We start from the raw sequence: 13,532 nt of genomic DNA on the forward strand, positions 1-13,532 counted from the left end.
TCGTAGCCGCCAGTGGCCTCCAACACCACCAGGGCCGGCGCCAGGGCCATGGCCTGGTGGACGAGTTGCTCGATGCCGCTGACGTCATTGGCGAGCTGCCAGGTCTTGGCCTGGTCGCTGCTGGCGACCTCCAGCGTCTGGCTGGAGACATCGATACCGATAAAAACACAGTCGGACACGTCCTCTCACTCCCATCCTTGTCTATGCGAACTTCAAGTTCCTACAACCGTTCGGGCTGCAAGAAAGGACGGTCCGGCTCAGGCGCCCAGTGCTCAGTCACGGGCTTCACGCATCCCAGAGGCCGCTCGGGCTACCCGAGCCGGTCCGAGGCTTAAAGATACAAGGCACGGCGCCGCCCGGAGCGCGCCATCACAACCACCAGGAGACAAGACACATGATCGAGACCCTTCGCCGCCGCAGCGCGGTGCGCGCGGCCCTGGCCGCATTCGCCCTGGCCTGCGCCGCCGGCGCCGTGCCGGCCGCCGAGCCGTGGCCTGCCAAGCCCGTGCGCATCGTCGTCGGCTTCGCGCCCGGCGGCAGCACCGACGTGATGGCGCGCATCGTCGCGCAGTCGCTCGCCGAGTCGCTGGGCCAGCCGGTGGTGATCGACAACAAGCCCGGCGCCAGCGGCAACATCGCGGTGTCGGAGGTGGTGCGCGCCGCCGCCGACGGCCACACCTTCCTGATCGCGCCCACCTCGGTGGAGACGGCCAACCCCTGGCTGTTCAAGTCGAACGTGCTGCCCTCGCGCGACCTGGCGCCGGTGGCCTCGGTGGGCAAGACGCAGATGTACCTCGTCACCAGGCCGCAGATCGAGGCCACCAACGTGCGCGAACTGGTGGCGCTGGCCAAGGCCAGGCCGGGTTCGCTGTCCTTCGCCTCGGCCGGCAGCGGCACGCCGCCGCACCTGGCCTGCGAGCTGTTCAAGCAGGCCAGCGGCGCGCCGATGACGCACGTGCCGTACCGCGGCGCGGCGCCGGCGCTGCAGGACGTGATGGCCGGCCAGGCCGACTTCGTGTGCGATCCCGGCATCGCCTTCCCGCACATCCGCACCGGCAAGGTCAAGCTGCTGGGCATCGTCAGCGCCAAGCGCTCGCCCTTCTTCCCCGACGTGCCGACGGTGGCGGAGCAGGGCGTGCAGGGCGCCGACCTGGACATCTGGTTCGGCATGTGGGCGCCGAAGGGCACGCCGCCCGAGGTGGTGGCGCGCATGAGCCGCGAGCTGGGCAGGGCGCTGGCGCAGCCGGGCCTGAAGCAGCGCTACGGCGACCTGGGCGCGGAGCCGGTGGCGATGGACACCGGCGAATTCCGCGCGCTGCTGGCGCGCGAGGGCGAACAGCTCTCGACCCTGATCCGCGAGCAGAAGATCGCCGCAGAATGAGGGCATGAAAGCCGTCTACATCACCGGCCACGGCGGCAACGAGGTCGTGGCCGTCGGCGAGCGCCCGCTGCCGCCGCGGGCACCGGGCGAGGTGCTGGTGCGCGTGCGCGCTGCCACGCTCAACCGGGTCGACCTGTACATGCGCGACTCCGGCGCGGGCATCACGCACCGCCTGCCGCAGATCATGGGGCTGGACGCCGCCGGCACCGTGGAGGCGGTGGACGAGGGCGAGCCGCTGCTGCGCCCCGGCCAGCCGGTGGTGCTGCATCCGGGCGTGGCCTGCGGCCGCTGCGAGTTCTGCCGCCGCGGCGAGGGCGTGCTGTGCACCCGCATCGCCTATCTGGGCGAGCACCGCGACGGCACGCTGGCCGAGTTCGTCGGCCTGCCGGCGCGCAACGTGTTCCCGATGCCCGAGGGCTTCTCCTGGGCCGAGGCGGCGGCGCTGGGCGTGAATCACCTCACCGCCTGGCGCATGCTGTTCACCAAGGGGCGGCTCCAGCCCTGGGAGACGGTGCTGGTCTTCGGCATCGGCGGCGGCGTGTCGCTGGCCGCGCTGCAACTGGCGCGCGCGGCGGGTGCGCGGGTCATCGTCACCTCGCGCGACGACGCCAAGCTGGCGCGCGCCACCGCGATGGGCGCGGCGCATGCCGTCAACGGCGCCCGGCAGGACGTGGCCAAGGCGGTGATGGACTTCACCGGCGGCCGCGGCGTGGACCTGGTGATCGAGAACGTCGGCCAGGCGGTGTGGGGCAGCGCGATGAAGTCGCTGGTGCGCGGCGGCCGGCTCGTGACCTGCGGCGCCACCACCGGCGACCAGCCGCCGGCGGACATCCGGCGCATCTTCATCCGGCAGCTGCAGATCCTCGGCTCGACGCTGGGCGACCTGCACGAGTTCGCCGCGCTGCTGGACTTCGTGCAGCGGCACGGCATCCGGCCGGTGATCGACTCGACCTGGACGCTGGACGACGCGCATGCGGCGCTGGACCGGCTGGCTTCGGGCGCGCAGTTCGGCAAGGTGGCCGTCGCCGTGGCGGAGGACTGAGCAACGCCACAGCCTGGGTGGCCTGCAGAGTGGCGGTCGATAATCACACTACCGTTGGTAGTACGTTTTGATCGAGTCCGCACCGTGAGCACATCTCCGCAGATCACCCCTCCCGTCGATGTCGTCGTCATGGCCGCCGGCATGGGCACGCGCATGAAGAGCCGCCTGCCGAAGGTGCTGCACCGCCTCGCCGGCCGGCCGCTGATCGGCCACGTGGCGGACACGGCAGTCGGCCTCGGCGCGCGCTCGCTGGTGGTGGTGACGGGCCACGGCGCCGACGAGGTGGAGGCCGGCCTGCGGCAGATCGCGCCGCAGGCGCCGCTCGCCTTCGTGCGCCAGTCGCCGCAGCTCGGCACCGGCCATGCGGTGCAGCAGGCCGCGCCGCACCTGCCTGACGACGGCATCGCGCTCATCCTCTCGGGCGACGTGCCGCTCATCGCCGCCGACACGCTGCGCGCGCTGGTGGCGGCCAGCGGCGGCGAGCGCCTGGCGCTCCTGACCATCGCGCTGGCCGACCCCACCGGCTACGGCCGCGTGCTGCGCGCCGCCGACGGCCGCGTGCAGGGCATCGTCGAGCAGAAGGACGCCACTGAGGCCCAGCGCGCCGTGCGCGAGACGTACACCGGCGTGATGGCCGCGCCCGCCGCGGCGCTCAAGCGCTGGCTCGGCCGGCTCACCAACGACAACGCCCAGGGCGAGTACTACCTGACCGACGTGGTGAAGATGGCGGTGGACGAAGGCATGCCGGTCGTCGCGCAGCAGACGGCGGACGAACTGCAGGTGGCCGGCGTCAACAGCCCCGTGCAGCTGGCCGCGCTGGAGCGCGCCTGGCAGCGCCGCCAGGCCCACCGCCTGATGGAAGCCGGCGTGCGGCTGGCCGACCCGGCGCGCTTCGACCTGCGCGGCGAACTCGTCTGCGCGCAGGACGTGGAGATCGACGTCAACTGCCTCTTCGAGGGCCGCGTCGAGCTGGGCGAGGGCGTGCGCATCGGCGCGCACTGCGTCATCGCCGACGCTCGCATCGAGGCCGGCGCGGTGATCCATCCCTTCACCCACATCGAGGGCGGCAGGGAGGGCGTGACCGTCGGCCCCGGCGCGCTGGTCGGCCCCTATGCGCGGCTGCGTCCCGGCGCGCAACTCGGCGCCGAGGTCCACATCGGCAACTTCGTCGAGGTGAAGAACTCCACGCTGGCCGCCGGCGCCAAGGCCAATCACCTGGCCTACCTGGGCGACGCGACGGTGGGCGAGCGGGTGAACTACGGCGCCGGCAGCATCACCGCCAACTACGACGGCGCCAACAAGCACCGCACGGTGATCGAGGCCGACGTGCACGTGGGCAGCAACTGCGTGCTGGTCGCGCCGGTGACGATCGGCGCCGGCGGCACCGTCGGCGGCGGCTCCACCGTCAGCAAGAGCACGGAGCCCGGCGCGCTCACCGTGGCGCGCGCGCGGCAGGTGAGCTTCGCCAACTGGCAGCGGCCGAAGAAGGCGCCGAAGAAAGGCTGAGGTCTCAACCCACGAGTGGGTTGCGTGCGCGCAGCGCCGGGAACCGGCTGAAGTCCCGATCGGCGCTCCACAGTTCGCGCACGCCGTGCGCCAGGCACAGCGCGGCGATGCGGGCGTCATGCACCAGCGCGCCCTGCACCTTGCCCTTGTCGAGCAGGCCGCGCAGTTGCGGCCAGTGCGCCGCACCTTCCGAGAGCAAGTGCAGGGTGGGCGATTCCATCCAGGCCTCGATCTGATGGATGGCTTCAGCGGGCGTGCTCGGCGGCGAGTACACGCGCGGGTGGGTGACGATGCTGTAGAACTCGTGCAGGCAGGGCCACGGAATCGCCCATGCCGAGCCGCCTTCTGCCAGTTGCCGCACCAGCGGCGCAGCGGCGGCATGGAAGGGGTTGTCGCTGCGGTGTGCGTACACCAGCAGGTTGGTGTCCAGCGCGATCATCAGCCTCGGCCGTGGACGGGGTCGTAGACCAGGTCGCGCACCTGCTCCCAGCTCGCGTTCTGGAATTCCGGCGTCAGGCCGTTGCCCTTCACGCTGCCGTCGCGCAGCCGGAAGGGCTTTTCTTCCTTCTTCTCGGCCATGACCTTGCGCAGGCCCTGCTCGATCAGGGCCTTCATGGTCATGTGGCGGCTCTCGGCGTAGCGCCGGGCCTGCTGGAACAGGGGGTCGGGAAGTTCGATGGTGGTTTTCATATGGGCACCCTCATCAAGGAATATGGGTGCCCGTATTATCCGAAATGAAGCCCCCTCCTGCGATGGCCTCTACCGTCGCCCACTTTCCGGCCCGGCCGGCAGCGGCAGGCGCGGCTCGAACTTGGCCCGCTTGACGCTGAAGAAGGCCTTGACGTTGCGCACGTTGGCGTCGCTGGTGAACAGGCGCTGCGCCAGCGCGTGGTAGGCCGGCATGTCGGGCACGGCGACGACGAGCACGAAGTCCGGCCCCGGCGAGACGCGCCAGCACTGCTGCACCGCGTCGTCGGCGATCACGCGCGACTCGAAGGCGTCGAGCGCGCCGGCGTCCTGCCGGTCCAGGGAGATCTCCACCACGGCCGTCAGCACGGCGGCCAGCCGGTCGGCCGCGAGCAGCGCCACCTCGCGCTCGATCAGCCCCGCCCGGCGCAGCCGCTGCACTCGGCGCAGGCAGGTCGGCGGCGACAGGTGCAGGTCGGCCGCCAGTTGCTGGTTGGTGCGTGAGGCGTCGCGCTGGAGCGCATCGAGCAGGCGCCAGTCGGTGGCGTCAAGGGAGATTATTTCCATATATTGAATATAATTGGAATAAAAATCCATCACATCCGTGTGGCGAGTAATTATTCCGATGATGGTAAAAATTTGGAAGAACATTCCTTATCGCCGGCCCTAGCATTCACCCACGTCCAGCTTCCACCGGAGACTCAGCATGTGCGGCATCGTCGGCGCGGCATCCCATCGGGACATCGTTCCCATCCTGGTCCAGGGCCTCTCGCGGCTCGAGTACCGGGGCTATGACTCCTGCGGCCTGGCGGTCCATGCCAGCGCCCGGGGCCTGGCGCGCACCCGAACCACCTCCCGCGTGGCCGACCTCATGGCCCAGGTGCAGTCGGAGCATGTGCAGGGCCTCACCGGCATCGCCCACACGCGCTGGGCCACGCACGGCGCGCCGGTGGTGCACAACGCGCACCCGCACTTCAGCCACGGCACCGGCGCCGATGCGGAAACGGCCCGCCCGGCGCGGGTGGCGCTGGTGCACAACGGCATCATCGAGAACCACGAGGCGCTGCGCGCGGCGCTGCAGGCGCGCGGCTACCTCTTCTCCAGCCAGACCGACACCGAGGTCATCGCCCACCTGATCGACAGCCACTACCAGGGCGACCTGTTCGAGGCGGTGACGGCGGCGGTGGCGCAGCTGCACGGCGCCTACGCCATCGCCGTGATCTGCCGCGACGAGCCGCAGCGCGTGGTCGGCGCGCGCGCCGGCTCGCCGCTGGTGCTGGGCGTGGGGCAGGGCGAACACTTCCTGGCCAGCGACGCGATGGCGCTGGCCGGCGTGACGGACCAGATCGTCTACCTGGAAGAAGGCGACGTGGTGGACCTGCAGCCCGGCCGCTACTGGATCGCCGGCCGCGACGGCCGCCCGGCCGAGCGCAAGGTGCGCACCGTGCAGGCCCACAGCGGCGCGGCCGAACTGGGCCCCTACCGCCACTACATGCAGAAGGAGATCTTCGAGCAGCCGCGCGCCATCGCCGACACGCTGGAAGGCGTGGAAGGCATCGTGCCCGAGCTGTTCGATGGCATCGGCCAGGACGGGCGCACCGGCGCCAGCGCGCACCGCGTGTTCCAGGCCATCGACAAGGTGCTGATCCTGGCCTGCGGCACGAGCTACTACAGCGGCTGCGCCGCCAAGTACTGGCTGGAGAGCGTGGCGAAGATCCCGACGCAGGTCGAGATCGCCAGCGAATACCGCTACCGCGACTCGGTGCCTGACCCGAAGACGCTGGTGGTCACCATCAGCCAGTCGGGCGAGACGGCCGACACGCTGGCCGCGCTGCGCCACGCGCAGTCGCTGGGCATGCACGAGACGCTGACCATCTGCAACGTCGCCACCAGCGCCATGGTGCGCGAGTGCAAGCTGGCCTACATCACGCGGGCCGGCGTGGAGATCGGCGTGGCCTCGACCAAGGCCTTCACCACGCAGCTGGCGGGCCTGTTCCTCCTCACGCTGGCGCTGGCGCAGGCCAAGGGCCGCCTGCCGGAAGCCGACGAGGCGCGCTGGCTGCACGAGATGCGCCACCTGCCGGTGGCGCTGCAAAAGGTGCTGGCGCTGGAGCCGCAGGTCATCGGCTGGGCCGAGCAGTTCGCGCGCAAGGAGAACGCGCTGTTCCTCGGCCGCGGGCTGCACTACCCGATCGCGATGGAGGGCGCGCTCAAGCTCAAGGAAGTGACCTACATCCACGCCGAGGCCTACGCCGCCGGCGAACTCAAGCACGGCCCGCTGGCGCTGGTGACGGCCGAGATGCCGGTGGTGGCGGTAGCGCCCAACGACGCGCTGCTGGAAAAGCTCAAGAGCAACCTGCAGGAAGTGCGCGCCCGCGGCGGCGTGCTCTACGTGCTGGCCGACGCCGACACCCGCATCGAGAGCGGCGAGGGCATGCACGTCATCCGCATGCCCGAGCACTACGGCCTGCTCTCGCCGCTGCTGCACGTGGTGCCGCTGCAGCTGCTGGCGTACCACACGGCCGGCGCGCGCGGCACCGACGTCGACAAGCCGCGCAACCTGGCCAAGAGCGTGACGGTGGAGTGAGCCGGGAACGCCGCGCCGTGTCCGCCCCGCCTCAGGCGCGGGCGCGCAGCACCTCGGCGTCGTGCGCGATGCGGCGGCGCTCCCGCCCTCTTTTTGTGCATCCCGTCACGCGCGGGCGTCGCCGGGGCGGCTACGATAGCGCCCCCATGCGCACCCCCCACCCCGACACCTCCGAATACGCCGCCCTGCTGGACGTCGTGGCCACGGGCGGGCGCGACCGCAGCTCGCTCAAGCCGGGCCAGGACTTCGACGGCCTGCTGCAGACCGTGTGGCGCCGCCGGGCGCGGGCGACCACGCAGGCCCTGCTGCTCGTGGCGCGGCTGCGCAACCGCCGCCGCTGAGCGCCGCCGGCCCTGTGGCGCGCGCGGCTACTGCCGCGGCATGGGCATCGGCATCATCGGCCGCGGGAAAGGCTGGGGCTGGGGCGCCGGCTGCAGTTGCGGCGCCGGCTCCACCGGCACGGTGGTCACCGTCTCCCGGATCAACCCGCCTCCCATGACGCTGCCATCGATGGTGGTGTTGCCCGCGCCTGTCACGCGCGCCTCGCACTCGGCGCGCTCGGCCGGCGGATGCAGGCCGCAGCGGGCCAGCGCGTTGGCGCGGTAGTCGGGCGCGCTGGTGAGCTGCCCGGCCCGGGCCGCCTGGCGCGCGGCACCGGCCTCGCGCACGCAGGCGGCGCGGTCCTGCTGGTTGTGGCCGCACACGGCCAGTTCCTGCTGGTAGGTGCCGCCGCCCTGCGCGGCGGCGGGCAGCGCCGTGAACAGCGCGCCGCAGGCGATCGCCAGGCCCAGGCCGGGCCGGGCGAGGAAGGAGGTCTTCTTCGTCGTCATGTTCGGGTCCTTTTGCGGTGAAGTCGGCGGGAGGCCGTGGCCGGCCAGGTACGTGTGCCCGCTAGGGCTTGGAGGCAGGCACGGGCGTCACGGTTTCACGGATGACGCCGCCGCCCATCACGCTGCCCTGGGTGGACGAGCTGCCGCCGCCGCGCACGCGCGCCTCGCAGTCGGCTCGGTCGGCCGGCGGCTGCAGCCGGCAGCGCTCCAGGGCGTTGCGCTCGTAGGCGTTCGCGCCGGGGGCGGCCAGGCCGCCGCGCTGCGCTTCCTGGCGCGCCGCGCCGGCCTCGCGTTCGCAGGCGGCCTTGTCCTGCTGCACGCCGTCGCAGCGGGCCCGTTCGGCGGCGACGGCACCGGTCTGCGCGTGCGCGCCCGGCAGCGCCACCGAGGCGAGCAGGGCGGCGGACGCCAGCGCGCGGGGCAGGGAGGAAAAGAGAAGATGCATGGGATGGCTCTCCCGGGAAAGAATGGGTCGCGCCAGTGTGCTCCGGCGGCAAGGACGCGGCTGTGGGACGCCCGGGACTCCAGTCTGGCGGCATCCGCGACGATGGCTGTCGGACAACGGCGCATGCTGCTGCCTGCGCCGCGCGGCGGCGATCAGCCTTCGGCGATGCGCCGCGCCAGGTGCGCCAGCGCCTCCTCCACCTGGTCCACCAGGATCAGCGAGAGGTCGCCGGGGCGCAGCCGGGCCAGCGCGGCGTCGATGGCGGTGAACTCGCCGCGGATCTCCTCGACGTGCGCGGTCCGGCGGGCGCCTTCCAGGCCCTGGCGCAGCAGTGCGATCACCTCGCCGTCGGCGCGGCCGCGCTGGGCGGCGTCCTGGTAGAGGATCACGTCGTCGAAGGCGGCGCCGAGGATGGCGGTCTGGTCGCGGATGTCGCAGTCGCGCCGGTCGCCCGCGCCGCTGATGACGACCGAGCGGCGCTTCGCGGGCAGCGTGTCCACCGCGGCCACCAGCGCCTTCATCGCGTCGGTGTTGTGGCCGTAGTCGGCGATCACGGTGGCGCCGCGGTATTCCATGACGTTGAAGCGGCCGGGCACGCCGGCGGCGTCGTTCATGAAGCTGGCCAGGCCGCTGCGGATGGTGTCCCAGTCCAGCCCCACGGCCCAGGCGGCGGCCACCGCGGCCATCACGTTCTCGACCTGGAAGGGCAGGGTGCCGCCGCGCGTGATCGGCACGCCGGCCAGCGGCACGCGCTCGCGCCAGGCGCCTTCGGCGGCCACCACGGCGTCGCCGTCCACGTACACGGTGCGCCGGCCCTGGGCGCGGTGCGTGGCCATCACCGGGTGCTGCCGGTCGGCGGCGAAGTAGGTGACGCTGCCGGGGCAGGCGGCCGCCATCGCGGCCACGATGGGGTCGGCGGCGTTGAGCACGGCGTGCCCGTCGGGCGCCACGTTGCGCACGACCACGCGCTTGAGCACCGCCAGCTCCTCCACCGAGTCGATGTAGTTCAGGCCCAGGTGGTCGCCGCTGCCGATGTTGGTGACCACGGCCACCGAGCAGCGGTCGAAGCCCAGGCCCTCGCGCAGGATGCCGCCGCGCGCCACCTCGAACACGGCCGCCTGCACGTCGGGGTGCAGCAGCACGTTGCGCGCGCTCCTGGGGCCGCTGCAGTCGCCGCTGTCGGTCTGGCGGCCGCCCACGTACACGCCGTCGGTGTTGGTCATGCCCGTCACCAGGCCGCCGGAGGCCAGCAGGTGGTTGACCAGGCGGGCGGTGGTGGTCTTGCCGTTGGTGCCGGTGACGGCGACCACCGGGATGCGGCCGTCGTCGCCGCTGTCGAAGAGCTGGCCGACGATCGCCTCGCCCACCGGCCGGCCGCGGCCGTACGAGGGGCTGATGTGCATGCGCAGGCCGGGCGCGGCATTCACCTCGACGATGCCGCCGTGCTGCTCCTCCAGCGGGCGGATCACGTTCTCGCACACCATGTCGACGCCGCAGATGTGCAGGCCGACCATCTGCGCGGCGTCGACCGCGCGGGCGGCGATCTCGGGGTGCACGGTGTCGGTCACGTCGGTGGCGCTGCCGCCGGTGGACAGGTTGGCGTTGTTGCGCAGCACCACGCGCTGGCCCAGGGCGGGCACGCTGTCGGGCGCCAGGCCCTGCGCCTCCAGGCGCGCGACGGCGATGTCGTCCAGGCGGATCTTGGTCAGCGAGGTGGCGTGGCCCTCGCCGCGGCGCGGGTCGAGGTTGAGTTCGTCGACCAGTGCGCGCACGGTGCGCACGCCGTCGCCCACCACCTGCGGCGGGTCGCGCCGCGCGGCGGCCACCAGCCGGTCGCCCACCACCAGCAGGCGGAAGTCGAAGCCGGGGAGGAACTTCTCGACCATCACCTCGCCATAGTGGGCGGCGGCCGCATAGGCGGCGTCGAACTGCTCGCGCGTCTGGATGTTGACGGTGACGCCCTTGCCCTGGTTGCCGTCCTGCGGCTTGGCGACCACGGGCAGGCCGATCGCCAGCGCGGCGGCCCAGCCGTCCTCCACGTCCTTCACCGGCCGGCCCAGCGGCACCGGCACGCCGGCGGCGTGCAGCAGCTGCTTGGTCAGCTCCTTGTCCTGCGCGATGGCCTCGGCCACGCCGGAGGTGGCGTCCACCTCGGCCGCCTGGATGCGCCGCTGCCGCGCGCCCCAGCCGAACTGCACCAGGCTGCCGCGCGTGAGGCGCCGCCAGGGGATGCCGCGCGCCGCGGCCGCCTCGACGATGGCGCCGGTGCTCGGGCCCAGGCGCTCGTCCTCGTCCAGCTCGCGCAGTTCGGCGATGGCGGCCTGGGCGTCGAAGGCGGGCGCGCCGGGCCCGCCCAGCGCGGCGGCGATGAGCCGTTCGGCCAACTGCACGGCGCGGCGGCCCACGGCCTCCTCGGTGTACTGCACGGCCACCTGGTAGACGCCTTCCTCGGTGGTGCGGGTGGTGTGGCCGAAGACGACGGCGCAGCCGGCCTGCGCCTGCAGCGCGATGGCCACGTTCTCCAGCACGTGCGCCAGCGCCAGCGGCTGGCCGAGCGCGACGGGGTGCAGCTCGCCCATGCAGGGGAAGAGGGCGCGCAGGCGGTCCTCGAAGCCGGGCAGCCGGCCGATGGCGTTCTCGCCCTCGCCGCGGCAGGCGACGACGGCCTCGATGCAGGTGTGGCGGCTCCACAGGTTGGGGCCGCGCAGGGCGCGGATGCGGGTGATGTCCATGGGGTCAGGCGAGCTGGGGAGAGGCGGCGTCCGGGATGTCCTGGGCGAGCTGCAGCGACGCCAGGGCCGCCTGCAGGTCGGCCTCGAAGGCCTCGATGCCGGCGCCGATGAGGTTGAGCGGGATGCCCATGGCCCAGGCGGCGGCGACGGCCGCCAGCAGGCTGTCCAGGCTCACGCCGGCGTGGGTGGCGCGCCAGGCGGTCAGGCGCCCCAGCCCGGGCAGGAAGGACTCGGTGCCGCTGCTGGCGAGCACCACGCGGTCCTGCCGCACGATGACGGCCCGGCCGCCGGCGTCGCGGTGCGCGGCCAGCGGGGCGGCCTGCGCGTCGGCGGCATAGAGGATCACCGCGCCGTCGCACAGCGGCGCCAGCCCGGCCACGCGCGCGTCGGCGGCGTTGAGCACCGCGGTGCCGTGCGGCAGCACCACGTCGACCTGGGTGCGCAGCACGCGCACCATCTGGTCGCTCTCGTGCACGTCGTGGCGGGCCAGGGCTTCCCAGCCCTCCAGGTCGGTGACGATGCCGATCTCGCAGCGGTCGTAGGGCAGGCCGTCGTCCAGGATGGTCTCGGCGCGGTTCTCGATGACGACCGCATCGACCTTGCGGTTGACCAGCAGGCGGTGGCCGGCCTCCCAGGTGGCGCTGTCGCGCGCGTCGACGCGGCGGCGGTCGAGGAACAGGCCGTCGCGGCAGGCCAGGCCCACGTGCCGCCCGGCCAGGCCCAGCAGCCAGGCCACCAGGCGCGCGAGCACCGGCGTGTCCTGCGTGCCGGCCACGCCGACGACGGGGATGCGGCCGGGCAGATCGGCGTCGTCCTCGGGGAACAGGTGGTCGCAGATCGCGCGGCCCACCGGGCGCGGCGAGCCGACGGCGGGCTTCAGGTGCATCAGCAGGCCCGGGCCGGCGTTGACCTCGACGATCGCGCCGCCCTGCGCCTGCAGCGGCCGGCCGACGTCCTCGCACACCAGGTCGATGCCGGCGATGTCCAGCCCCACCACGCGCGCCGCCAGCGTGGCGGCGTGGGCGACCTCGGGGTGGACCTGGTCGGTGCAGTCCACGCCCAGGTTGCCGTTGCGCTGGATGATGACGACGCGGCCCTCGGCCGGCACCGCGTCGGCGTCGAGGCCCTGGCGCTGCAGTTCGAGCTGCAGCTTGGCATCGGTGTCGGGCACGATCACATCGAGCGGAAACTCTTCCTCGGCGCCGCGGCGCGGGTCGCTGTTGAGCTGGCTGTCGATGAGCTGGCGCACGCTGGCGCGGCCGTCGCCCGTCACGCTGATGACCTCGCCGCGCGCGGCGGCCACCACCTGGCCGCCCACCACCAGCAGGCGGTGCTCCTGGCCGGGGACGAAGCGCTCGACCATCACGTCGCTGCCTTCCGGCTCGGCCACGGCGAAGGCGGCCGTCACCTCCGCGCGCGTGCGCAGGTCGAGCGAGACGCCGCGGCCGTGGTTGGCGTCCGAGGGCTTCACGGCCACCGGCAGGCCGATGTCCTCGGCGGCCTCCCAGGCCTCTTCGGCGCTGGCGACCACCTGGCCTTCGGGCACCGGCACGCCGCAGGCGGCGAGCAGCGACTTGGTCAGCTCCTTGTCGCTGGCGATGGATTCGCCGATGGCGCTGGTGTCGTCGGTCTCGGCCGTCCAGATGCGCTGCTGGCGCGCGCCGTAGCCCAGTTGCACCAGGTTGCCCTCGTTCAGGCGCAGGGCCGGGATGCCGCGGTCGGCCGCCGCGCTGACGATGGCGGCCGTGCTGGGCCCGAGGTAGCAGGCGTCCACGCTGGCGCGCACGGCGTCCACCGCCTGCTGCACGTCGGCGGCGCCGGCCGGGTCGGCGTTGAGCGCGGCCATCAGCAGCCGGTGGCCCTCGGCCAGCGCGGTGCGCGCCACCTGCTCGTCGCGTGCGCGGAACACCATGCGGTACACGCCGTGCTGCGAGGTGCTGCGCGTCTGGCCGAAGCCGGTGGGCATGCCGGCCAGGTTGAGCAGCTCGATCACCACGTGCTCCAGCACGTGGCCGGCCCAGGTGCCCTCGTTCAGGCGCTGGATGAAGCCGCCGCGCTCGCCCACGCCGCAGTGGTGCTCGATCAGCGCCGGCAGCAGGGCCGTCAGCCGCTCGGGAAAACCCGGCACCTGGTTCGACGGAAAGTCCTCCAGCGCGCCGAGGTCCAGCCAGACCTCCAGCACCGGTCGGTAGGTCCAGATGTTCGGGCCGCGCAGGTAGCGGGTGCGCAGCAGGCGGATGTCGTCGAAACGGGGCATGGCGGCGTTGGAGAGAATCGGCGCCCGGCCGGCGCTGCAAGAAAAGGGGTTCCAGCCTTCCGGCC

At 72.8% G+C, this 13,532-nt stretch carries 12 protein-coding genes and 1 pseudogene; 5 read left to right on the forward strand and 8 right to left on the reverse strand.

The window, feature by feature from the left end; all coding sequences use genetic code 11:
- Positions 1-179: pseudogene (locus tag Q392_RS34185) on the reverse strand (IS110 family transposase); the annotation flags it as partial.
- Positions 180-394: 215 nt separating this feature from the next.
- Between Q392_RS34185 and Q392_RS08740 the strand changes: the two are divergent.
- The 3 genes from Q392_RS08740 to glmU all read left to right on the forward strand — a co-directional run bounded on the left by Q392_RS08740 (position 395) and on the right by glmU (position 3,929).
- Positions 395-1,381, forward strand: a complete 987-nt coding sequence (locus Q392_RS08740; RefSeq protein WP_038204916.1) for a tripartite tricarboxylate transporter substrate binding protein — start codon at positions 395-397, stop codon at positions 1,379-1,381.
- A gap of 4 nt (positions 1,382-1,385) precedes the next feature.
- Positions 1,386-2,423: a zinc-binding dehydrogenase gene (locus Q392_RS08745; RefSeq protein WP_038204919.1), complete on the forward strand. Its 1,038-nt coding sequence runs from the start codon at positions 1,386-1,388 to the stop codon at positions 2,421-2,423.
- 129 nt (positions 2,424-2,552) lie between these two features.
- Complete coding sequence (glmU, locus tag Q392_RS08750) at positions 2,553-3,929, forward strand: bifunctional UDP-N-acetylglucosamine diphosphorylase/glucosamine-1-phosphate N-acetyltransferase GlmU (protein WP_051953110.1); 1,377 nt, start codon at positions 2,553-2,555, stop codon at positions 3,927-3,929.
- A gap of 4 nt (positions 3,930-3,933) precedes the next feature.
- On the opposite strand, the gene Q392_RS08755 is transcribed toward glmU, so the two are convergent.
- From Q392_RS08755 to Q392_RS08765, 3 genes are all read right to left on the reverse strand, one after another.
- On the reverse strand, positions 3,934-4,368 hold the full coding sequence (locus tag Q392_RS08755) for a TA system VapC family ribonuclease toxin (RefSeq protein WP_038204924.1): 435 nt from the start codon (positions 4,366-4,368) through the stop codon (positions 3,934-3,936).
- Positions 4,368-4,619: a type II toxin-antitoxin system VapB family antitoxin gene (locus Q392_RS08760; RefSeq protein ID WP_038204927.1), complete on the reverse strand. Its 252-nt coding sequence runs from the start codon at positions 4,617-4,619 to the stop codon at positions 4,368-4,370. The genes Q392_RS08755 and Q392_RS08760 overlap by 1 nt, the downstream gene beginning before the upstream one ends.
- 69 nt (positions 4,620-4,688) lie before the next feature.
- Positions 4,689-5,183 (reverse strand): Lrp/AsnC family transcriptional regulator, encoded by a 495-nt coding sequence (locus tag Q392_RS08765; protein ID WP_038204929.1) that lies wholly within the window; start codon positions 5,181-5,183, stop codon positions 4,689-4,691.
- 139 nt (positions 5,184-5,322) lie between these two features.
- Between Q392_RS08765 and glmS the strand changes: the two genes are divergently transcribed.
- Together glmS and Q392_RS08775 are read left to right on the forward strand one after the other, a co-directional pair.
- Positions 5,323-7,203 (forward strand): glutamine--fructose-6-phosphate transaminase (isomerizing), encoded by a 1,881-nt coding sequence (gene glmS / locus Q392_RS08770; RefSeq protein ID WP_038204932.1) that lies wholly within the window; start codon positions 5,323-5,325, stop codon positions 7,201-7,203.
- Between the two features lie 146 nt (positions 7,204-7,349).
- Complete coding sequence (locus Q392_RS08775) at positions 7,350-7,544, forward strand: hypothetical protein (RefSeq protein ID WP_038204947.1); 195 nt, start codon at positions 7,350-7,352, stop codon at positions 7,542-7,544.
- Between the two features lie 27 nt (positions 7,545-7,571).
- Here the strand turns inward: Q392_RS08775 and Q392_RS08780 are convergent, their stop codons facing one another.
- From Q392_RS08780 to Q392_RS08795, 4 genes are all read right to left on the reverse strand, one after another.
- Positions 7,572-8,033, reverse strand: a complete 462-nt coding sequence (locus Q392_RS08780) for a hypothetical protein (protein WP_051953112.1) — start codon at positions 8,031-8,033, stop codon at positions 7,572-7,574.
- Positions 8,034-8,094: 61 nt separating this feature from the next.
- The gene (locus Q392_RS08785) at positions 8,095-8,478 is read right to left on the reverse strand and encodes a hypothetical protein (RefSeq protein ID WP_038204950.1); all 384 of its coding nucleotides are present in this window, start codon (positions 8,476-8,478) and stop codon (positions 8,095-8,097) included.
- Positions 8,479-8,630: 152 nt separating this feature from the next.
- Complete coding sequence (cphA, locus tag Q392_RS08790; RefSeq protein ID WP_038204953.1) at positions 8,631-11,210, reverse strand: cyanophycin synthetase; 2,580 nt, start codon at positions 11,208-11,210, stop codon at positions 8,631-8,633.
- A 4-nt stretch (positions 11,211-11,214) separates the two neighbouring features.
- Entirely contained in the window at positions 11,215-13,467 is a 2,253-nt protein-coding gene (locus tag Q392_RS08795) for a cyanophycin synthetase (RefSeq protein WP_038204969.1), read from the reverse strand.
- Between the last annotated feature and the right edge of the window lie 65 nt (positions 13,468-13,532).

The sequence above is a fragment of the Xenophilus azovorans DSM 13620 genome, from assembly GCF_000745855.1.
Classification (GTDB): domain Bacteria; phylum Pseudomonadota; class Gammaproteobacteria; order Burkholderiales; family Burkholderiaceae_C; genus Xenophilus; species Xenophilus azovorans.

What these genes read in the sequence shown, in the direction of transcription:
- Q392_RS08740 (WP_038204916.1), top strand. Translation starts at nt 395, where the DNA reads ATGATCGAGACCCTTCGCCGCCGCAGCGCGGTGCGCGCGGCCCTGGCC.
- Q392_RS08745 (WP_038204919.1), top strand. Translation starts at nt 1,386, where the DNA reads ATGAAAGCCGTCTACATCACCGGCCACGGCGGCAACGAGGTCGTGGCC.
- glmU (WP_051953110.1), top strand. Translation starts at nt 2,553, where the DNA reads ATGGCCGCCGGCATGGGCACGCGCATGAAGAGCCGCCTGCCGAAGGTG.
- Q392_RS08755 (WP_038204924.1), bottom strand. Translation starts at nt 4,368, where the DNA reads ATGATCGCGCTGGACACCAACCTGCTGGTGTACGCACACCGCAGCGAC.
- Q392_RS08760 (WP_038204927.1), bottom strand. Translation starts at nt 4,619, where the DNA reads ATGAAAACCACCATCGAACTTCCCGACCCCCTGTTCCAGCAGGCCCGG.
- Q392_RS08765 (WP_038204929.1), bottom strand. Translation starts at nt 5,183, where the DNA reads ATGGAAATAATCTCCCTTGACGCCACCGACTGGCGCCTGCTCGATGCG.
- glmS (WP_038204932.1), top strand. Translation starts at nt 5,323, where the DNA reads ATGTGCGGCATCGTCGGCGCGGCATCCCATCGGGACATCGTTCCCATC.
- Q392_RS08775 (WP_038204947.1), top strand. Translation starts at nt 7,350, where the DNA reads ATGCGCACCCCCCACCCCGACACCTCCGAATACGCCGCCCTGCTGGAC.
- Q392_RS08780 (WP_051953112.1), bottom strand. Translation starts at nt 8,033, where the DNA reads ATGACGACGAAGAAGACCTCCTTCCTCGCCCGGCCCGGCCTGGGCCTG.
- Q392_RS08785 (WP_038204950.1), bottom strand. Translation starts at nt 8,478, where the DNA reads ATGCATCTTCTCTTTTCCTCCCTGCCCCGCGCGCTGGCGTCCGCCGCC.
- cphA (WP_038204953.1), bottom strand. Translation starts at nt 11,210, where the DNA reads ATGGACATCACCCGCATCCGCGCCCTGCGCGGCCCCAACCTGTGGAGC.
- Q392_RS08795 (WP_038204969.1), bottom strand. Translation starts at nt 13,467, where the DNA reads ATGCCCCGTTTCGACGACATCCGCCTGCTGCGCACCCGCTACCTGCGC.